Raw genomic sequence first — 20,863 nt, 5'->3', positions numbered from 1 at the left:
CAACTAAGAAGAATGTTATCCAAAGTAATTGGTGTTGCAGCTAGGCAGCAAACGAATACATCCCAATGAGTCTATCCAAATAAGGTCAACAACAAGTCAGTGATTTGGGTGACAAATCTGCCGGGAGCAGCTTTGAACGCTGCTTGCAGCGGCCTCGAAGAGGTGAGGCCCATAGATGGGCCGAATAATTGAGAGCCGCGAACCACGCCGCGGCCCCAACTAAGAAGGATGTTATCCAAAGTAATTGGTGTTGCAGCTAGGCAGCAAACGAATACATCCCAATGAGTCTATCCAAATAAGGTCAACGACAAGTCAGTGATTTGGGTGACAAATCTGCCGGGAGCAGATTTGAACGCTGCTTGCAGCGGCCTCGAAGAGGTGAGGCCCATGGATGGGCCGAATAATTGAGAGCCACGAACAACGCTGCGGCTCCAATTAAGAAGGATAAATTAATCGCCCTGACGATTCTCGCCTCGTGTAGTCAAAAACTCACGCACATATTCTGGTACGACTTTGCTAGCCAGACCGTAGTGTTTTTCATCAAACTGACTTTCTACCTGGCTGGGTTCCAGATTTAACTCGACGGTATGAGCCCCGTGCAAGCTTGACTCATGAACAAAACCGGCGGCTGGATAGACATGGCCGGAGGTGCCAATAGAGATAAAGAAGTCAGCTGCGGCCAGTGCTTGATAGATTTCATCCATCCCCATGGGCATCTCGCCAAACCACACAATATGCGGTCGCAATGGCGATGGGAATTGGCAGCAATGACAACGTTCATCAGCGCTGAGGTCACCCGGCCAGTCCAATACTTGGCCCGACTGCGTGCAGCGCACTTTTAGCAGCTCACCATGCATATGGATAACTCGCTTACTGCCAGCTCTCTCATGCAAGTTATCAATATTTTGCGTCACCAGTACAAAGTTATCGCCCAGCACGGCCTCTAAATCAGCGAGTGCGAAATGAGCAGCATTGGGTGCAATTTCTGGCTGCTGTAGCTGGCGGCGGCGCGCATTATAGAAAGCCTGAACTAACTCTGGATCTCGGCGATACCCTTCTGGCGTCGCGACATCCTCTACCTGATGCTCTTCCCACAAACCATCCGCAGCACGGAACGTCCGGATCCCTGATTCAGCCGAGATACCAGCCCCAGTAAGAACCACCACAAACGGCTTCTTCATTTCTGATACTGCCGCACTATCCCGATGAAAAATACGGGAGCGAAAACGTTGATGCCGCAAATGCTTATTCTTGCGAAACCGACATAGCCGATGGCGAATGCGCATAACTTTTTCCTTTTTAATATCCTGTCAATCTAACATTTGGATATTGTCGTTATATTATTCAGATAAATGTAAAAAAGCAGCGCCACGAACGCCGCCCGCATCACCATAACGCGCTTTTTCAATGCGTGGCAATCGGGCCACTCGTAATAAGTGCTGCGGTAAACGTTTTGGCAGTTCCTGATAGATCTGCTCGAAATTAGACAAACCACCGCCAATCACCACTAAATGGGGATCCAGCATCGTCAATAAATTACCCAAACATACCGCCAGCACATCCATAAAGCGTTCAACATGCGCCACAGCTTTAGATTCACCAGCATTATAGTTGGTAATAATATCAATCGCGGACAAGGATTGTTGATAGAAGTGTTGGTACATCCATTCAAAGCCACGCCCAGAAATATAATTCTCGATACAACCATTATGGCCGCAACCACAAGGTACTCGCGGAATATCGGCTCCCAGAATATCCAGCGCATCAACCGGCAAGCGGAAATGACCAAATTCACCGGTAATATGATTGCGACCACCAACGATACTGCCATTGACGATAAGCCCGCCCCCCACACCGGTGCCAAGAATCAAACCCAGAACCGTTGGATAGTGACGAAATTCCGGGTCCCAAGCTTCGGAAAGCGCAAAACAGTTAGCATCATTATCAATTCTAACTTCGCGCTGAATCCGTTGGGAAAGGTCGCCCTGCAATGATTGCCCCATCGCCGCTGGCACGTTAGCAGTAAATACGGTGCCATCGTCAGCATTAGGTAAACCGGGGATACCGATACCCACACTGCCTTTAACGCCACAATAGGCATCGGCTTCCAACGTCAAACTTTGTAATACTTGCAGTAATTGCTGATAGTCTTCGCGCGGTGTAGGGACTCGCTTATGCCAGATTCGCTGTAGGTTGGCATCAAAAACGCCTAACTCTATCTTGGTGCCGCCCATATCAAAACCGTAGTACATAAGCTCGCCCTTATTTATTATTGTACCTTTGAACTTGCCGCCGCAGGAGGATCTCTCCCCACCAGCAACGCCCATTTCTTAGGCTAATGGATACATGCTACTGCCCACTCAATACCCGTGCTGGGTCAATACGGCTGGCTCGACGGGCCGGATACCAACTGGCGATTAAACTCAGCACCAGTGCCGTTGCCAATACGCAGGCCACATCAAACCAATGCAGCTCTGAGGGCAAGAAATCGATAAAGTAGATATCGCCGGACAAAAATTGATGCCCGATCAGCGTTTCCAGCCCACGGATAATGTTGGTCAATTGCAGAGAGACAATCACCCCCACCACCGCCCCGCTGACACTGCCGATAAGCCCCGCCAATAAGCCATACCAGATAAAAATGGCGCGTATCAGGCCATCTTTGGCCCCTAAGGTACGCAGTACCGCAATATCGCTGCTTTTATCTTTAACTGCCATAACCAGCGTGGACACAATATTAAAACTGGCCACGCCGATCACCAGTACCATAGCTAAATACATGATAGTACGGATCATTTGGATATCACGGTACATATAGCCGTAAGTCCCAATCCAACTACTGATATACACATAAGCATTGGTCACTTCACCCGCGCTGCGTACCAGTTTGTTGGCGTTGTAGACGTCATCTACCTTGATGGCGAGACCAGTGACACTGTCACCCATTTCTAAATATTGCTGGGCATCAGCCAAAGGCACCAATGCCAGACTATGATCCAACTGGCCACTAAGCTCAAAAATGCCCGCGACCTGCAAGCGAATACGTTTGGGTTGCAGCAGCTTCATTTCAGGGTCGCTATTGGGGATCATCACCGTCAGCCATGAGCCCTGTTTAACCCCCAAAGCATCTGCCAGCCCCTTACCTAAAATAATCTGCTGCTGACCGGCTTTGAAATTCGCCCAAGCATTGCCAAGCACAAAACTGGGTAAGGCACTAAGATGCTGTTCGGCTTCAGGATCGACCCCTTTAACCGATACCGCGCGCAATTGCGTTGCGTTTTCGATCAAGCCGGTAAAGTTGATATAAGGAGCCGCAGCCACAATACCGGGTACTTTTTCAATACGTTGCAAAGTCTCTGGCCAGCCACTGAACGGCTGATTAACCACTGCAATCTCACCGTGTGGTACTACCGCTAAAATGCGGTTTTTTAGCTCACGTTCGAAACCGTTCATTGCACTTAAGCCGACGATCAACACCGCAACGCCCAAGGCGATACCCAAGGTTGAAATCACCGAGATTAACGACACCATGCCGCCGCGACGACGACCACGGCTAAAACGCAAACCGATTAACAGTGAAAGTGGCGAAACGCCCATTACTCGGCCCCCACCAACGTCAAGTGCTGCTGTAGTTGGCCGTCACGCATCTCCAACTGGCGGCTCATTCGCTTCGCCAATTGCAAATCGTGGGTGACCACTAAAAATGCCGTCCCCTGACGGACATTCAATTCACCCAGCAGATTGAAGATGCTATCGGCATTGCGCTGGTCAAGGTTACCGGTGGGTTCATCCGCCAGCACCAGCGAGGGGTTATTCACTAGCGATCGGGCGATAGCCACTCGTTGACGCTCACCACCAGATAACTCTGATGGCCGATGCTTGCTGCGTTTTTCCAAACCAACCGCCGCTAACATGGCGTGAGCCTTCTCCTGTGCATCACTGGGTTTAGCGCCACCAATTAATAGCGGCATAGCGACGTTTTCTAATGCAGTAAAATCAGGCAGTAAATGGTGGAATTGATAGATAAAACCTAATTCACGGTTGCGCAGCTCCGCTTTTGCCGTGGAGGAGAGTTGATTCAGCGAGCGCCCTTGGTAAATCACTTCACCCGAGGTCGGAGAGTCCAGCCCCCCCAGCAAATGCAATAAGGTACTTTTACCTGAGCCAGAGCTGCCGACAATCGCCATCAACTCGCCCGCTTCAATAGTAAACGACACATTACGCAATACGTCGGTATGCAGTTGACCTTCCTGATAGCGTTTACACAGGTTTAAACACTGTAATAAAGGATGATTACTCATAGCGTAAAGCCTCGGCAGGTTGTGCGGCGGCAGCGCGCCAGGAAGGGTAAAGCGTGGATAGCAAAGCGATTGCCATTGCCACCAGAGCAATCACGGTCACCTGAATGGGGTTAATCTCCACTGGCAAAGAGGCTCCATCAATCAATATGCCAAGAACCGGGATAATGGCATTCAATTGGCTGGCCAGTAAAATGCCAAGCCCAGCGCCAAGCAGTGCACCAATCACCCCTGCAGTGGCCCCTTGTACCATAAACACCAGCATGATTTGGCGGCGGCTTAACCCTTGAGTTTGCAAAATAGCCACCTCTCCCTGTTTTTCCATCACTAACAAGCCCAACGAGGTAATGATATTAAAGGCCGCAACAGCAATAATCAGGCTAAGCAGCAGCCCCATCATATTTTTTTCCATCCGTACTGCTTGGAAAAGTTCGCCTTTGCGGTCACGCCAATCTTTCCAAACCGTGCCTTCTGGTAAGGTTTGTTGGCTCAAGCTATCGACTGCCAGCGGTTGCGACAAGAATAAACGCCACCCGGTAATATTACCTGCGGGGTAGCGCATCAAACGCGATGCATCCTGTTGATTGACCAACATTTGGTAGCCATCAACTTCACTGTCTGCGGCGAATGTGCCGATAATATTAAACAGACGCTGGCTAGGAATACGCCCCATTGGCGTGAACTGGCTGGCACTGGGCACCATCAAACGTAATGTCTCACCCCGTTTAACACCCAATTGACCGGCTAGCTTTTCTCCGAGGATCATATTGTAACTCCCCGGCTGCAAATCCTTTAGTTTCACATTGACCAAGTAATCAGCCAGGGGTTCGCGCTGTTCCGGGTCAATACCCAGCATCACCCCGGCGGCCAGATTCCGTGCACTCTGCAACACCACATCCGCGGTGGTCAAAGGCACAATATCGGTAACGCCCGTCAATGATTTTAAGGCTGAAGCGGGGATTTTATTGGGATCGAGAGAACCTTGCGGCGTGGTGATCAGCGCCTGCGGCATCAGCCCCAAAATGTTATTTTGCAAATCACGCTCAAAACCATTCATTACAGATAAGACCGTAATCAACGCCATCACGCCAAGCGTGATGCCAATGGTAGAAAGCCACGAGACAAACCGACCAAAACGGTCGGATGCACGCCCGCGCATATAACGCAGGCCAATAAATAAGGCGACAGGTTGATACATGAAATCTGTTTAGATCCTGTTGCTAAAGCAAAGTGATCGAGGATAATAAAGGGTACTACCGCTTTATGGAACCATTAACCGCCTATATCTCCGGCTTTTATTCCAAATCAGAGCGCCAATCTGTGGCTATGCCCTCGCACGTGCTAGGATAGCCGCCGAGATAATTTGTTATCTGTTGTGCTGATACTGAAACACGGGTCAATGATACCCTGGTCATTGAAGTTGCGGATAGGCGGCAAGCAAACACCCCTACAGCTTCAAGGATGAAGGGTAAACCACATCTAAGATAAGAGACTGTTTAACTGCTTATGTCCCAACAACATCGTTATGCATTGCCGACGCGACGTGGAGATACCCGTCAATTAGGCCAGTTGACTGGCTCAGCTTGCGCGGTCGAATGCGCAGAAATCATTGAGCGCCATGATGGCCCGGTAATGTTAATTACCCCTGACATGCAAACGGCGCTGCGTCTGCGTGATGAGATACAACAATTCTCTTCCCGTCCGGTGAGCACCCTCTCCGACTGGGAAACACTGCCCTACGACAGTTTCTCGCCTCATCAGGATATTATTTCAGCGCGCCTTTCTTGCTTGTACCACCTTCCAGCGATGGATCGCGGCGTTATTATTCTCCCGATTAATACTTTGATGCAACGGGTATGCCCGCATGAGTTCCTGCACGGTCATGCGCTGGTGATGAAAAAAGGCCAGCACCTGTCGCGGGACAAACTGCGTGCTCAATTAGAGCAAGCAGGATACCGCAGTGTTGATCAAGTGATGGAACACGGCGAGTTTGCCACTCGTGGTGCACTGCTAGACTTGTACCCAATGGGTAGCGAAGAACCCTACCGAATTGATTTCTTTGATGATGATATTGATAGCTTGCGGGTGTTTGATGTTGATACCCAGCGCACACTGTCGGAAGTTGAGCAGATAAACTTACTGCCCGCCCATGAGTTTCCAATCGATAAAACCGCGATTGAGTTGTTCCGCAGCCAGTGGCGCGAACAATTTGAAGTTCGCCGGGATGCTGAACATATTTATCAGCAAGTGAGCAAAGGCATCTGGCCGGCCGGTATTGAATACTGGCAGCCGCTGTTCTTCAGCCAGCCGTTGCCTTCACTCTTTAGCTATTTACCTGAAAATACCTTACTGATTAACACCGGTGACTTGGAGAACTCAGCAGAGCGCTTTTGGCTGGATGTTAACCAGCGCTTTGAGAGCCGCCGTGTTGACCCAATGCGCCCACTACTGGCGCCCGAAACCTTATGGCTGCGGGTTGATTCACTCTTCAACGAGCTAAAAGAGTGGCCGCGCGTTCAGTTTAAAACTGACAAACTGCCGACTAAAACAGCCAACACCAATTTGGATTATCAGGCATTGCCTGATTTGGCGGTTCAGGCGCAGCAAAAAGCCCCACTGGATAATCTGCGGCGCTTTATTGAGTCCTTCAGCGGCAGTGTGGTGTTCTCGGTCGAAAGTGAGGGCCGGCGTGAAACCTTGCAAGATTTGCTGGCGCGCATAAAAATCAGTCCGACCCTGATAACTCAGCTATCTCAAGCCACGGTTCCTGGTCATTATCTGATGATTGGGGCCAGTGAGCGCGGCTTCCTTGATACCGATAAGCAGTTGGCGCTAATCTGTGAAAGCGACCTGCTCGGCGAGCGTGTGAGCCGCCGTCGGCAAGATAATCGCCGGACTATTAATACTGACACTTTAATTCGCAATTTGGCTGAGTTGCGCCCCGGCCAACCGGTAGTTCACTTAGAACATGGTGTCGGTCGCTATCTCGGTTTGACCACCCTTGAAGCTGGCGGCATCAAAGCTGAATACCTGATATTGACCTATGCGGGCGAAGATAAGCTGTATGTGCCGGTATCATCATTACATCTCATCAGCCGCTACTCCGGTGGCGCCGATGAAAATGCACCGCTGCATAAACTGGGTGGCGATGCCTGGAGCCGGGCGCGGCAAAAAGCCGCTGAAAAAGTGCGCGATGTGGCTGCCGAGCTGCTGGATATCTATGCACAGCGCGCGGTTAAATCGGGCTTTAAATTCAAACTCGATCGCGAGCAATACCAGCTATTCTGCCAAAGCTTCCCATTTGAGACCACGCCCGATCAAGAACAGGCAATCAATGCGGTTCTCAGCGACATGTGCCAACCACTGGCGATGGACCGTCTGGTGTGTGGCGATGTTGGCTTCGGTAAAACCGAAGTGGCCATGCGCGCGGCTTTCCTGGCGGTGGCGAATAATAAGCAAGTTGCGGTTTTGGTGCCGACCACCCTGCTCGCCCAACAGCATTTTGATAACTTCCGCGACCGCTTTGCCACTTGGCCAGTGCGGATAGAAATGATGTCGCGCTTCCGTAGCGCCAAAGAGCAGCAAGTGATTCTGGAGCAAGCCGCTGAAGGGAAAGTCGATATTATTATCGGCACCCACAAGTTGCTGCAAAGTGACCTGCGCTGGCAAGACCTTGGCCTGCTGATTGTTGATGAAGAACATCGCTTCGGGGTGCGCCATAAAGAGCGAATCAAAGCGATGCGCGCTGATGTCGATATCCTGACACTAACAGCCACGCCGATCCCACGCACCTTGAATATGGCAATGAGTGGCATGCGCGACTTGTCGATTATTGCCACGCCACCGGCACGTCGTTTAGCGGTAAAAACCTTTGTCCGCGAGTACGACAGCTTGGTGGTGCGGGAAGCGATCTTGCGTGAAATTCTCCGTGGTGGGCAGGTTTACTACCTCTACAACGATGTAGAAAACATCGAAAAAGCCACCCAGCGATTGGCGGAGTTAGTGCCGGAAGCCCGCATTGCCATTGGTCACGGCCAAATGCGAGAGCGGGATCTTGAGCGTGTGATGAATGATTTCCATCATCAACGTTTTAACGTTTTGGTCTGCACGACCATTATCGAAACGGGGATTGATATTCCCAGCGCCAATACCATTATTATTGAGCGGGCCGATCATTTTGGTCTGGCACAGCTGCACCAATTACGAGGCCGAGTCGGGCGTTCTCACCATCAGGCTTATGCTTACCTGCTCACACCGAATCCAAAAGCCATGACCACCGATGCCAAAAAACGGCTCGAGGCCATTGCATCACTGGAAGACCTGGGCGCTGGCTTTGCGTTGGCAACCCATGATCTGGAGATTCGAGGTGCCGGTGAACTGCTCGGCGAGGACCAAAGCGGTCAGATGACTACCATCGGTTTCTCACTGTATATGGAGCTACTGGAAAGCGCGGTAGATGCGCTGAAAGAAGGCAGAGAGCCGTCACTGGAGGATTTGACCAGCAATCAAACCGAAATTGAAATGCGCATGCCGGTGTTACTGCCCGAAGACTTTATTCCAGATGTGAATGTCCGGCTTTCGTTCTATAAGCGTATTGCTAGTGCGCGGAATGAAACCGAACTCGATGAGTTAAAAGTGGAGCTAATCGATCGCTTTGGCAAACTCCCGGATGCCGCCCGTTATCTGTTACATACCGCAGAATTGCGCCAGCAGGCACAGAAGTTAGGTATCAAACGAATTGAAGGTAATGAGCGCGGGGGCTTTATCGAGTTTGGTGAGAAAAACCAAGTTGATCCTGTCTATCTGATTGGTTTGTTGCAACGCCAGCCGCAGATATTCCGGCTGGAAGGGCCAACTAAACTGAAGTTTATGCAGGACTTGAGTGATAGAGCGCAGCGGCTGAAGTTTATCAGTGAGCTGCTGGCGTCATTTGCTCAACATCGAGTGGCTCAATAAGATAACTAGCGCGGGTTTCAGATATGAGAAACCCGCGTAATGCTAATGCCACTCGTTTATTCAGCAAATTAGACGATCAGAATTAGCACTAAACACGGGTTCTTAATGCAAGGTCTTGGACAACAGATTTTCTATTATGCTCGGTTGTTCAGTATCAGTTGACCATTTTTATCGATTGGAATCTGCGTGCCTGGATCACGATCCATGCGAATTTTCCCCTGCTGATCGCCAATTTTGTAGGTTACGTCATATCCCAACATTTTCTGTGACTTATCGTAAACAGTTTGGCAACGTTGTTGGGTTGTGGTGTAAGTATCACTCTCCTGCATATTACTTTGGACGCGATTACCGGCATACCCGCCCGCTAAAGCACCCGCTACAGTGGCAATATCTTTACCTCGACCGCCGCCTACCTGATGGCCCAGAACCCCACCAGCAACAGCACCCAACACTGAACCCGCTATCTGATTCTCGTCCTGCACCGGCTTACGGTGAGTGACGGTCACATTACGACATTCCTGGCGAGGCGTTTTAACCGTCTCTTTAATCGGTGTCGCAGTAAGAACTTGTGCATATTGCGGTGCGCCGGAGAAGACATTCATACTCGCGACAGCGGCAATTCCCAGAGCAGCCGCGATACCGATACCCACACCTGCTAACATTGATTTGTTCACAGGAAATCCTCCTGAAAGTGTTACCACGCATCTTCTGCCGCAGAATTCCAAAATAAAAAACGAAAATCTGTCAGCGCCCGGTATTTGAGGGTTGACCTCTTATTAGCGGAATACGGCGTGCGTGACTCGCCGTCTGTAAACACATGAAGTCTGCACACTGTGCTTTGGCCTAGCAATAAGACAAATGGACTAAACACCCAGATAATAGGTGTGAATGCATATGTTTAGGAGGAATCCGACTGCGGTAATTTGTTACTGCGGAGTTTTATGCTGAAAATTTAGCATTACGTGCGAAAGCCTTTAGCTTTCCGTGCGCCACTAAAAGCAAAAAACCGCCACCATCATCGATGGCAGCGGCCTGTTTAACCAATCATTCTTCAAGCTGCATGTGCGTTGGCTACGCTCATTGCCACATTAGTGGAGTTTTAACCGCGGTCTAATAACTCGGTTAATCCCACCCACCAGCATCATCAGACCGGTCTTGGTATAACCATGCAGTGCCACCTGATGCATACGATACAGTGAGATATACACCACGCGGGCCACACGGCCTTCCACCATCATCGAACCGCGCATCAGGTTACCCATCAGGCTACCGACAGTACTGAATTTCGACAGGGAAACCAGCGAGCCGTGGTCTTTATAGATATAAGGTTTCAGCGGCTGCTCATTTAGCAAGGCCAGAATATTGCTGTAGCAGCGGCTGGCCATCTGATGCGCAGACTGGGCGCGTGGAGGCACGAAACCGCCGTTGGGTTGTGGGCAAGAAGCACAGTCACCAATCGCAAAAATATTCGGATCACGGGTGGTTTGCAGCGTTGGCTCAACCACCAATTGATTAATACGGTTGGTTTCCAGCCCGGCGATATCTTTCATAAAGTCCGGTGCTTTGATACCCGCAGCCCATACCATCAGGTCCGCATTGATGAACTCGCCATCTTTGGTATTCAGCCCCTTTTCGTCAGCGCTGGTGACCATAGTTTTGGTCAATACGCGAACACCCAGCTTAATCAATTCCTGATGAGCCGCAGCGGAAATACGTGGCGGCAATGCCGGTAGAATGCGCTCACCGGCCTCAACCAGCGTGACATTCAGCGCCTGATTATCCAAGCCCTCAAAACCGTAGCTATGCAGCTGTTTCACCGCATTGTGCAGCTCAGCAGAGAGTTCAACGCCGGTGGCACCACCACCGACGATGGCGATATTAACTTTGCCCTTTTCACCCGGTTGTGCTGAATATTTCAGGAACAGGTTGAGCATTTCATTATGGAAGCGGTGCGCCTGATGCGGGTTATCCAGGAAGATACAGTTTTCTTTCACCCCCGGCGTACCAAAGTCATTTGAGGTGCTGCCCAGCGCCATCACCAAAATGTCATAGCTCAATTCGCGCTGAGTGACCAACACATCACCGTGTTCGTCGCAAATCTCAGCCAGACTGAGGGTTTTGGTTTCACGATTAATGTTGGTTAAAGAACCCAACTGGAAATTAAAATAGTGGTTACGAGCATGAGCAAGGTAGCTCAGTGCATCAACACCATCATCCAGAGAACCGGTAGCCACTTCATGTAACAGCGGCTTCCACAAATGACTGTGGTTACGATCAACCAAGACGATCTCAGCTTTTTTGCTGCGACCCAGCTTATGACCCAGACTGGTTGCCAGCTCAAGACCGCCGGCACCACCACCAATAATAACGATTTTTTTCTTCGGCGTTGTCAAAATGACCCCCTAAATGTGAACCAATTGTTAGCTAAGGGTAAAAGAATAATATCCTTAGATAACATAGGGTTCAATGATGCTAATTCAATAATCTGTAGTCAGAATATCACGCAGGGTTATTTGGTCATACCAAAATTGATATATATCAACTTTTTTTGATTAAACTGGCAGCAGAGCAAATTTTTCTGGAAGAAGATTCAAATAGTTAGCGTTTAGTCACAGTTTACGATTTTTCTATCTGATGGGAGATAAAGATCTATTCTAGGAATTTATGTCATAAAAATGGCCTGAAAAAAGTATATTGCCTCCTTTTTCCAAGCCAGATAATAAAGCGTAAACAGCACTGTAGTTAACCAACCATTAACAAAAAACCATTTTAATTGCTGGTTATTCACTCACTCGCTGTTGCCTAGCCGAGGGTCTTAAAGGCCTTGATCCGCTGAAGATGAGGGGAAAGATCCTTAAATTTATGAGTCTGTTTATCATCCCAGACAATTTCATAATAATGATGCAAATCACCGGCAGTTTGCTGGCTATCAAGCATTTCATCATGACGCGACAATACTACCAGACAGCGGTCACGGTTCTTCTCGCGGAAGTCATTAACACACTTACTGGCAATATCAATGTACTCTTCCGGGCGATCGATTTTTCCGCTCATGTTGTTTTGCGGATAAAGATTTGGATTGAAGGCAACTTGGCGGATCCCACACAGGAAACCAATACGTTCTGCCCAGAATCCGCCTAAACCCACACCACAAATCAGTGACTTGGCATCACCACCTTGTTGAATGGCTTTATCGACTTCTTTCAGTAAATGCTGCATATCATGGCGCGGATGCAAGGTGCTGTAACTGATAAAGCGTACATCCGGATCGATGAATTGCAGTTGCAGGACTTTCTCGTGATTACCCGGGCTGTTGGAATCAAAACCATGTAAATAGACGATCATATTTATCCTCGCTACGACATTTGTTTATGTGCATCCCAACGCTCACTGAGTGCTGTTAATGCCTTATTCGCCTGCTGCCAACGTGATGATGCCATCAACGCCTGGCGGCTGAACTGCCCAGAATGATACAAGCGCGCCACTTGGTCTGCTTTGACCGGAGACAGGTTATCTAACACACTTACCGCGCCCTGACGGTTATTGCAGACCAGAATCATGTCGCAGCCAGCATCCAAAGAGGCCTGCCCGCGCTCAGCATAACTGCCCATGACTGCGGCACCTTCCATGGATAAATCATCAGAGAAGATGATGCCATCAAAGCCAAGCTCTTGGCGCAGTATGGTTTGCAGCCAGTAAGCTGAGCCACTTGCCGGGCGCGCATCTGCTTCAGTATAAATCACATGGGCGGGCATGATGGCATCCAGTAATCCCCGGGCGATCAGTTCGCGAAATATAACCATATCATGAGTACGGATTTCTGCCAGCGGTCGATTATCCCGTGGCGTCTCTTTATGTGAGTCTGCCGTTACTGCGCCATGGCCGGGGAAGTGTTTACCGGTAGTTTTCATACCCGCGCTATGCATCCCACGAATAAAGCACTCGGCCATATTCATCGCTTGTTGCGGGGCGCTGTGGAAGGAACGCTCGCCAATCGCGGCACTGACATGACCAATATCCAATACCGGTGCAAAACTGATATCAATATCCATTGCGATCATTTCAGCAGCCATCAACCAGCCCGCTTCTTGCGCCAGTTGAGCGGCAGTGGCCGCATCATTAATGGCGGCAAACGACTGAGCCGCTGGCAGGCGGGTAAAACCCTCACGAAAACGTTGAACCCTGCCGCCTTCCTGATCAACCGCCACCACTAGGCGCTCATGGGATACCGCCCTAATTTGACGCACTAACTCACGCAACTGTTCGGCATCATGAAAATTACGGCTGAATAGAATCAAGCCCCCCACCAGCGGGTGCTTTAAAATCTCACGTTCTTCCGCATCCAGCTCATAGCTGGCAACATCTAGCATCACTGGACCCACGACAACTCCATAAATTTTATATTTAACATCAAAAAGAGAGATTGAATCGCTGACGTAGCGGCGCAGCCCATTGTAAAAATTCACTGTTCCCAGTCTGTTGCCAGCGCACCTCAAACCACATCAACATCAGGTAGTCAATCCACGGCAACCAGCGCGGTATCTGACGGGATAAACGTGCAATGTCATGATAACCCTGCTCACTATGGCAATAGTGCTGTAAAAAAGCCTGCTGTTGCGCCACTGACCATTGGTTACTGCCAAACAGCGCGGCGATATCGAGTGCAATATCGCCATCCGCAGCATATTCCCAGTCAATTAATTTTAGCCCAGTCGGAGTCATTAAAAGATTGCCGGGGTGAATATCCATATGCAGAGGGGCCAGCTTCACCGGTTGCGGCAATGGTTGGCGGATAAAATCATGCTGGAGCCGCAGCCAGCCAGGTGAACGGCGCTTGGGATCAATCAGACGCCCATAGCGGATGAGCTGACCACGTAAATCCAGCCGATAGCCACTGGCAGGCAAATGATGCAGGCGGGTCATCAGACGTGCCAACTGACCATTATCTGATAATTCAATGAATTGCTCATTAGTGACAACGTCACCTTTAAGCCAATTAACCACTAACCAGCGCTGATTGGCAGCAATAACCACCGGGGATAAATCGCTACCCGCCACATGCCGCAGCAGTTTACGCTCCTGCCGCCGGTTAACCCCCAACTGGGCTTTTTGCGCCGATTGTTCGCGTGCCAGCCAGTCAATATTCGGGGCGGTGTTTGACCGTTGGGAAATGCGCCAACTTTCGCCGGTTAGGCCTGACACCGGGCTAATATGACAATCGGCGGTTTTCACCGCCGGATTGATGCTGGCAATAAGCGCATAAAGAGAGGGATCAGCGCTTGACCGGGCCATTGCCTGACCAGATGATTTCGCCGGTTTGCGCCTGCATCAATTGCATTTCAATAGTTGGTGATTTCACATCGCCACTGACATCACTGTACAGCACATATTGGGCGCTGACATAACGGGCCAGACCAATCGCTTTGCTACGTGAACCCAGGCTATCTTCTTCTGATAACCCCAGTGTTTGCTTGGCAACAGCCAGTTGCTGCGGCGAGATCAACACAAACTTTTTATTGGATGTCAGCACCTGATGCAGTGCCGAGGTCGCTTTAGCGGTTTGTAATGCCCCGTTGGTATTATTTTTGACGCTATCGAGCAGCAATATGCTGCCATTGGCGACATCGTTACTATTAACCATTTGTGCAACCAACGGCTCGACACTGCCAGCCCAGTCAATCGACTGCTGCATTTTTGGTGGCTGCGGCACTGTGTCTACCGGTGGAGGAGTTTCAATTACGGGTGGTGTGACCGGCTCAATGGTGACGGGTGGCGTGGTGGTTGGCTCAGTAGGTGCCCGAGTCATACAACCTGTCAGCACCAGTGCCGCCAAAGCCACAGATAAATACCTTTTCATTGTCCCACTCCAATAGCGCGATGATATCCCCTTGGTTCTTGAAATTGCACAGGATTTCGCTTGCTACCTCTCTGCAACGCCAAGTTCTTTGGGCATAACAATCTGACTGTTATAAAAATATATGAACACGCGCACTGCGCGCATTAAAGTTATTATTAACTGATTGAATGTCCACATCATCGTCTGGCGCCACAATAATGGAGCGCGGCGCTTCCTGCGGTGGCACATCCAAGCCTTGCGCATCATACCAATAAAAACGGTAGTTTATTTTCATCGGTTTATTTTGGCTATTGGTAATCACCGAGCGCGCCGTATTATTACCAGAAGAAGTTGAGACTGTGGGTTGAGAAGCCAAAATGCCCGCCGTCAGTACCGACGAATCCATTACCACGGTTTGCTGCTTATTAACCGCAATCCCTTTCGGGCTGCTGCACCCCAGCAATGTCGCCATACTTGCCAACGCAATCACCGGTAATAAAAACGCCTTCGTACGGCGCATAGGCTTACCTCAGTTAGATGTCGTTATTTATGAGATAACAAGGAACCCAGATCACGGCCACCGACCAAGTGCATATGGATATGATAAACCACCTGCCCTGCATGGCGGTTGCAGTTGATAATGAGGCGATAACCATCTTCATCAATGCCTTCCTGCTTAGCAAGTTTAGCAGCCACGGTGATCATTCGGCCTAATGTTGCTTCGTGTTCTGCGGTGACGTCATTCACAGTTGGAATAAGAATATTGGGAATGATTAAGATATGAGTTGGTGCCTGTGGGGCGATATCACGAAACGCGGTGACCAGTTCATCCTGGTAAACCACGTCGGCAGGAATTTCACGGCGGATAATTTTGCTGAAAATCGTTTCTTCGGCCATAACGCATTTCCTTGATCATTATAAAAATGGAGAATGCGTAGTATGAGCGACTATTTCTATTGATTTCAACCTCAATCATCAACCACGGGCATAAGCCGCTGCTTTTTCAAACAAAGCCTGATCCGGACGAATGCCGGTATACAGCACAAATTGCTCAACTGCCTGAATAGCAAAGACTTCAGCCCCGGTAATGACGGTTTTCTCTTGTGCTTTGGCATAACGTATCAGCGGAGTAATAGCAGGCAGTGCCACCACCTCAAAAATAACCTCGGCGTGATTCACCTCAGCTTCAGTAAATGACATGTTATCCGCATCCTTACCCCCCGCCATCCCCACCGGCGTGGCATTGATCAGCATATCGGCCTGAACGCCCCGCATATCGGATTGATAAGTGTAGCCAGATTGCTCCGCTAACTGTTTACCCGTCTTTTCATTGGTTGCGATAATAAAACCCTGCTTAAAACCGGCATTTTTTAGCGCAAACGCCACGGCTTTGGCCATCCCACCACTGCCGCGCAAAGCAAAAACCTGCTCAGACGAGACTTGATAAGTCTGCAGTAATTGCGCGATAGCAATATAGTCGGTGTTGTACGCTTTCAGATATCCATCAGTATTTACCAAAGTATTAACTGAATTTATTGCAGCGGCGGATGGGTCCATCTCATCCACCATAGGGATTACTGCCTCTTTGAATGGCATTGAAATAGCACAACCACGAAAACCTAGCGCTCGCACCCCGCCAATTGCCGCCGCCAAGTCTGTGGTGGTAAAGGCTTTATACAGATAGTCGAGATCCAGAGCATCATACAAAAAGTTATGAAAACGAGTGCCAAAATTGCTGGGTCTGGCCGCCAGAGAGATACACACTTTGGTGTCTTTGTTTAAATAACGGGTCACCATTTCACCTTAAATAATTATACTTGCTGTGGTGAAAATTATCGGCTAAAAAGATGATATTAAAAACTGCTGACTTTTCATTAATTGAGTTCCTCTTTTATGACCAGCCGACGTCTTGAACAACAATATTTACGATTATTAAATCTGGTTGGTGTGCACGCGATTGACATTACGCTGCAAGAGCTGGCAGATAAACTCAGCTGTACTAAGCGCCATATGCGAACATTGTTGGTTCAGATGCAACAAGCGGGCTGGCTAATCTGGCAGGCAGAGGCAGGCCGTGGTCGTCGGTCACATTTGCAACTATTGCGGAACACTCATCAGTTATTGCTAGAAAAAGCGGAACAGTTACTGGATTCAGGTGATTTCAATGAAGCCATTGCGCTGCTCGGGCAGGATAAACAGCTTATCACCCCACTGCTGCGGGCCAAATTGGGATACCGGGTACGGGATGATTATCAAGCGCTACGCATCCCCTACTACCGTACTATGCCAAACCTTTACCCCGGCACAGCACTGCGCCGTTCTGAGCTGCACCTCGTGCGGCAAATTTTTAACGGACTGACACGGATAAATGAAGAGACTGGCGGGGTAACACCAGATTTAGCACACCGCTGGCGGATGCTGGACCCGCTGCACTGGCGCTTTTATTTACGCCCAGCAGTGCAATTTCATGATGGTCGCGAGCTTTCCAGCCGTGATGTTGTCAGCTCTTTAACCCGCTGTGCCAAGCTGCCGCTGTTCTCGCACATTCAGCATGTCAGCCAGCACGGGTTGCTCGGTATCGTTATCGAACTTAACCAGCCCGATCCTCACCTTCCCTTGCTACTGGCCCACCACAGCGCGCTGATTTTGCCAGCAGATCATGCTGCACAACCCGATTTTGCCTCACACCCGGTCGGAACCGGCTCTTATCGGGTGGCAGAAAATGATGACTGGCATTTGCAGATAAAGTCTTTTGACCACTATTTTGGCTTTCGTGGCTTGCTGGATGAAGTAGAGGTGCTGATCTTCCCTGATCTGGCACGCCCACAAGAGCGACCAACCTCGGATGCCCCAGTGGTGCTATCGGAGCAACTGAGCCTCGCAAACATCCAAAGTGCCACCTGGTTGAGTTCCAGTATCAGTGATATTGACTATGTTTCTGGCTTCGCTGCCGGTCTGACGGGGAAACCGTCAGATTCAACTCAAGAGATGTTCTTGGAACGAGGCGGATATTTTTTGCTGTGTGATAGCCGCTCACCACACTGGCACAGTATTGAACAGCGCCGCTGGCTGCGAGAAGCGCTCAATCCTTATAATCTCATCCAACGCCTGATTGAACCCATTCGCCCTTTCTGGGTTCCAGCGAGTAGTGTATTACCCACATGGTTTCACGGCATTGATTCAGGGGAGAAATGCTCTCCTTTCCCTACTTGTACTGAACACCTGCCAGTGCTTACACTGGCTTATCATGCCCAACATCCTGAATATTCGATGTTAGTTACCGAGATGAGCCATATTCTGGCGGCACAGGGCATTCGACTGGAAGCATCCGAGCTTGATTACGCCACCTGGGCTGAAGGTGATGCCAATGTCGATTTGTGGTTGGGAACAGTGAATTTTGCCGTTCCTGAAGAGTGGAATGTCGCAGCATGGTTATTGGGCTCTCCACTGTTGCGCCAATCCATCACTGGCGGTGATGAGGCTCGTTTACAAACCTACCTCCATGATTGGCGTAACCAATCCCTCAATGCCGAGCAATTGATCAGAGATGTTATCGCCACCGGCTGGTTGCAGCCTCTATTCCACCACTGGATGCGGCTAAAAGCCCCCAAGCAAGCCCAAGGTGTCCACCTCAATAATCTCGGCTGGTTTGATTTCCAAACCACCTGGCTAGAGCCAGAATAACAATGGCTGATATTAACAAGGTAGAATCAATTAAGAATAAAAATTAATATTGCAGAAGATAGCGAGTAATTTTATATAAATATTTAATTTAAGTTTCATTTAAAAACACCATTTAAACTAACGCTTAAAATTAACTTTATGATTTAACAACGACCTTTAGCAATAGTCGTTAATTAGGGTAAAAAATCATTATTATTTCTTGACGATGAACAGAGTTAAATGGTACTTATTCTTTAAGGGAAGTAAGAGCATGAGTTATTAAATTCAATTACAATATTAAATATGTATAATTAAAATAAATTCATAATTTAAAATAAATAATACTTTCCTTAATGGACTAAACCAAGAAATCATTTCTTGGTACACGTAATCAATGGATGAGTACACTATGTCTCGTTTAAAAAAAGAGATCACTGAAACCAAAACTGCAATTGGCAGTAATAAAGCTAAAAAAATCAACCTCAACATCTCGCTGATGATCTCCTTGATCAGATCGCTGGTGGTTGGGTAAATGCTTTCTTAAACTGGCCTAGAAGCTTTTAGATTTAAATGCTAAACGGCGGGACTACCAATTGGCAGTCCCTATTTAACTTGCTTTACAGTCCAGAGTTTCAATCCCTGATGGGAGTGTAGAGTTATGGATAATCTATTAAAATAAGGATTAAACATTTTGAAATAATCTTAAAAATAAGTGACCGCTGTAATATAAATTATGATTATTGCTATGTATTTAACAAAGGAAACTCAGATACTGATAACAATCCAGCTAGAATTTCTAATAAAAAATTAGTCATCTAGCCAATTTTTTACAACGAGCCTGTTTTGAGTATGAGATTGATACTTTACAAATTGATTTTCATGGCGGAGAACCACTACTCATGAAAAAAGAACACTTCGCCAAAATATGTAGCCTATTAATTTCAGGCAACTACAGTGGTTCAAATATCAGTCTCGCATTGCAAACCAATGGCACACTGATTGACGATGAATGGATATCACTGTTCGAAAAATATTTAGTGAATGTCAGTATCTCAATTGACGGCCCTAAACATATTAATGATCGTCATCGCCCACCGCCCAACAATGATTGCTATGGCGGATAGGGTATTTGATCTCAGCAAAAACGCTGAAATGGAAAAGGACAATCCTCATGCATTTTTTATCCAATAAATATATTAGAACGATGATAATTACCCTCTTATTCTCAGTATTCTCACTGGCGGCTTCCGCAGCTCCCACTCCCGTCGCGGTCATGCATATGCCTTTTGAGTGGGATGACACTTCAGTACCGGTGGTCAATGTTGAAATCAACGGCATGCGACAAACTTTTATGATCGATACTGGGGCCACCATTGCCCTACATTTATTCAAAGATGTCATGGCGCAACTTCCCGGCTTAATACCAGAACCCGGTAAACAGCGCACGACTGACTTGACAGGGAAAATATATTTAAACGATAAATTCCATATTCCACAACTTTCGATTAATGGCATGATATTTAAGGATGTGAAAGGAATATCATTAACTATCCCTCGAGGAATGCCTCTGACATCAGATAGCATCATTCCCCATACCATGATGATTGGGCTGGATTTATTCAAGGAAAAAGCAGTGCTGATTGATTACCAAAGCCAGCGTCTGTCTGTTGCTGATACTACCCAAGCATTGGGCATTAATATGGCTGATGGGTGGGTTTCACTGCCGCTGCGGATGACGCAAGAAGGGGTTGCAATCAACGTGTTGAAGAATTCTAAAGAATACAACATGGTGGTTGATACCGGCGCAACCGTCTCTGTTTTTTGGAAAGAAAGAATTAAAAACCCTTTTGTTAGCATTTCTTGCCAAACGGTCATGGTTGGGATGGAACATGAAGGTTGTGTCGCCTCAGATTTTCAGCTTAATGAAAAAGGGGTCAAGGAAATTAGTTTCAATGCAGTCCTGTTAGACGGCGCATTTAATCAGATGGATACAGATGGGCTAATTGGCAAAAATTTTCTCGACAAATTTGCCTTATTAATCGATTTCCCTGCCAAAAAAATACTCATCAAGAAATTTAAAAACGCGTAAAGAAATACAGCCCTCTTGAGA

At 48.4% G+C, this 20,863-nt stretch carries 19 protein-coding genes and 1 pseudogene; 6 read left to right on the top strand and 14 right to left on the bottom strand.

The genetic code is table 11. The features are described 5' to 3' along the window. Positions 1 to 449: 449 nt before the first annotated feature. From cobB to lolC, 5 genes are all read right to left on the bottom strand, one after another. Positions 450 to 1,286, bottom strand: a complete 837-nt coding sequence (cobB, locus tag N0H69_RS12010) for a Sir2 family NAD+-dependent deacetylase (protein ID WP_050109078.1) — start codon at positions 1,284 to 1,286, stop codon at positions 450 to 452. A 54-nt stretch (positions 1,287 to 1,340) separates the two neighbouring features. After that, positions 1,341 to 2,252 carry an N-acetylglucosamine kinase gene (nagK, locus tag N0H69_RS12005; protein WP_050135452.1) on the bottom strand — a complete coding sequence of 304 codons (912 nt, stop codon included), beginning with the start codon at positions 2,250 to 2,252 and terminating at the stop codon, positions 1,341 to 1,343. 97 nt (positions 2,253 to 2,349) lie between these two features. Beyond that, positions 2,350 to 3,597, bottom strand: coding sequence for a lipoprotein-releasing ABC transporter permease subunit LolE (gene lolE, locus N0H69_RS12000; protein WP_050151094.1), 1,248 nt, complete (start codon positions 3,595 to 3,597; stop codon positions 2,350 to 2,352). Next, positions 3,597 to 4,301, bottom strand: a complete 705-nt coding sequence (gene lolD / locus N0H69_RS11995; RefSeq protein ID WP_050109075.1) for a lipoprotein-releasing ABC transporter ATP-binding protein LolD — start codon at positions 4,299 to 4,301, stop codon at positions 3,597 to 3,599. Before lolD ends, lolE begins: the two co-directional genes overlap by 1 nt. Further along, positions 4,294 to 5,496 carry a lipoprotein-releasing ABC transporter permease subunit LolC gene (lolC, locus tag N0H69_RS11990; RefSeq protein ID WP_050147205.1) on the bottom strand — a complete coding sequence of 401 codons (1,203 nt, stop codon included), beginning with the start codon at positions 5,494 to 5,496 and terminating at the stop codon, positions 4,294 to 4,296. The genes lolD and lolC overlap by 8 nt, the downstream gene beginning before the upstream one ends. A 308-nt stretch (positions 5,497 to 5,804) precedes the next feature. Here lolC and mfd point away from each other — a divergent pair, with 308 nt between their 5' ends. Then, the gene (gene mfd / locus N0H69_RS11985; RefSeq protein WP_050109073.1) at positions 5,805 to 9,254 is read left to right on the top strand and encodes a transcription-repair coupling factor; all 3,450 of its coding nucleotides are present in this window, start codon (positions 5,805 to 5,807) and stop codon (positions 9,252 to 9,254) included. Positions 9,255 to 9,388: 134 nt separating this feature from the next. On the opposite strand, the gene N0H69_RS11980 is transcribed toward mfd, so the two are convergent. The 9 genes from N0H69_RS11980 to N0H69_RS11940 form a co-directional block, all read right to left on the bottom strand. Continuing rightward, entirely contained in the window at positions 9,389 to 9,928 is a 540-nt protein-coding gene (locus tag N0H69_RS11980) for a glycine zipper 2TM domain-containing protein (protein ID WP_050109072.1), read from the bottom strand. 414 nt (positions 9,929 to 10,342) lie between these two features. Then, positions 10,343 to 11,647 carry an NAD(P)/FAD-dependent oxidoreductase gene (locus tag N0H69_RS11975; RefSeq protein ID WP_050109071.1) on the bottom strand — a complete coding sequence of 435 codons (1,305 nt, stop codon included), beginning with the start codon at positions 11,645 to 11,647 and terminating at the stop codon, positions 10,343 to 10,345. A gap of 409 nt (positions 11,648 to 12,056) precedes the next feature. After that, the gene (ycfP, locus tag N0H69_RS11970) at positions 12,057 to 12,599 is read right to left on the bottom strand and encodes an alpha/beta hydrolase YcfP (RefSeq protein WP_050109070.1); all 543 of its coding nucleotides are present in this window, start codon (positions 12,597 to 12,599) and stop codon (positions 12,057 to 12,059) included. Positions 12,600 to 12,610: 11 nt separating this feature from the next. Continuing rightward, entirely contained in the window at positions 12,611 to 13,636 is a 1,026-nt protein-coding gene (gene nagZ / locus N0H69_RS11965; RefSeq protein ID WP_050151093.1) for a beta-N-acetylhexosaminidase, read from the bottom strand. A gap of 28 nt (positions 13,637 to 13,664) precedes the next feature. Continuing rightward, positions 13,665 to 14,546, bottom strand: a complete 882-nt coding sequence (thiK, locus tag N0H69_RS11960; protein ID WP_050121074.1) for a thiamine kinase — start codon at positions 14,544 to 14,546, stop codon at positions 13,665 to 13,667. Continuing rightward, positions 14,527 to 15,111, bottom strand: coding sequence for a penicillin-binding protein activator LpoB (gene lpoB, locus N0H69_RS11955; RefSeq protein WP_050109067.1), 585 nt, complete (start codon positions 15,109 to 15,111; stop codon positions 14,527 to 14,529). Before lpoB ends, thiK begins: the two co-directional genes overlap by 20 nt. A 109-nt stretch (positions 15,112 to 15,220) precedes the next feature. Further along, complete coding sequence (locus N0H69_RS11950; RefSeq protein ID WP_050109066.1) at positions 15,221 to 15,610, bottom strand: YcfL family putative periplasmic lipoprotein; 390 nt, start codon at positions 15,608 to 15,610, stop codon at positions 15,221 to 15,223. A gap of 23 nt (positions 15,611 to 15,633) precedes the next feature. After that, positions 15,634 to 15,987, bottom strand: a complete 354-nt coding sequence (gene hinT, locus N0H69_RS11945; protein WP_050109065.1) for a purine nucleoside phosphoramidase — start codon at positions 15,985 to 15,987, stop codon at positions 15,634 to 15,636. Positions 15,988 to 16,065: 78 nt separating this feature from the next. Next, a complete protein-coding gene (locus N0H69_RS11940; protein WP_050151107.1) occupies positions 16,066 to 16,884 on the bottom strand; it encodes a shikimate 5-dehydrogenase in 819 nt (272 codons plus the stop codon). A gap of 99 nt (positions 16,885 to 16,983) precedes the next feature. Here N0H69_RS11940 and N0H69_RS11935 point away from each other — a divergent pair, with 99 nt between their 5' ends. The 5 genes and pseudogenes from N0H69_RS11935 to N0H69_RS11920 all read left to right on the top strand — a co-directional run bounded on the left by N0H69_RS11935 (position 16,984) and on the right by N0H69_RS11920 (position 20,842). Beyond that, positions 16,984 to 18,774 carry an SgrR family transcriptional regulator gene (locus N0H69_RS11935; RefSeq protein WP_050151092.1) on the top strand — a complete coding sequence of 597 codons (1,791 nt, stop codon included), beginning with the start codon at positions 16,984 to 16,986 and terminating at the stop codon, positions 18,772 to 18,774. Positions 18,775 to 19,162: 388 nt separating this feature from the next. Then, complete coding sequence (locus N0H69_RS11930) at positions 19,163 to 19,285, top strand: hypothetical protein (protein ID WP_259705554.1); 123 nt, start codon at positions 19,163 to 19,165, stop codon at positions 19,283 to 19,285. Next, a complete protein-coding gene (locus N0H69_RS22175; RefSeq protein ID WP_235895917.1) occupies positions 19,267 to 19,317 on the top strand; it encodes a hypothetical protein in 51 nt (16 codons plus the stop codon). The genes N0H69_RS11930 and N0H69_RS22175 overlap by 19 nt, the downstream gene beginning before the upstream one ends. A 105-nt stretch (positions 19,318 to 19,422) precedes the next feature. Beyond that, positions 19,423 to 19,844: pseudogene (locus tag N0H69_RS11925) on the top strand (radical SAM protein); the annotation flags it as partial. Between the two features lie 80 nt (positions 19,845 to 19,924). Further along, on the top strand, positions 19,925 to 20,842 hold the full coding sequence (locus N0H69_RS11920) for an aspartyl protease family protein (protein ID WP_050151091.1): 918 nt from the start codon (positions 19,925 to 19,927) through the stop codon (positions 20,840 to 20,842). Positions 20,843 to 20,863: the final 21 nt, after the last annotated feature.

Origin of the sequence: Yersinia alsatica, from assembly GCF_025133195.1 — a bacterium.
Taxonomy (GTDB): domain Bacteria; phylum Pseudomonadota; class Gammaproteobacteria; order Enterobacterales; family Enterobacteriaceae; genus Yersinia; species Yersinia alsatica.
This window is presented reverse-complemented; position numbering and strand designations above follow the sequence as displayed.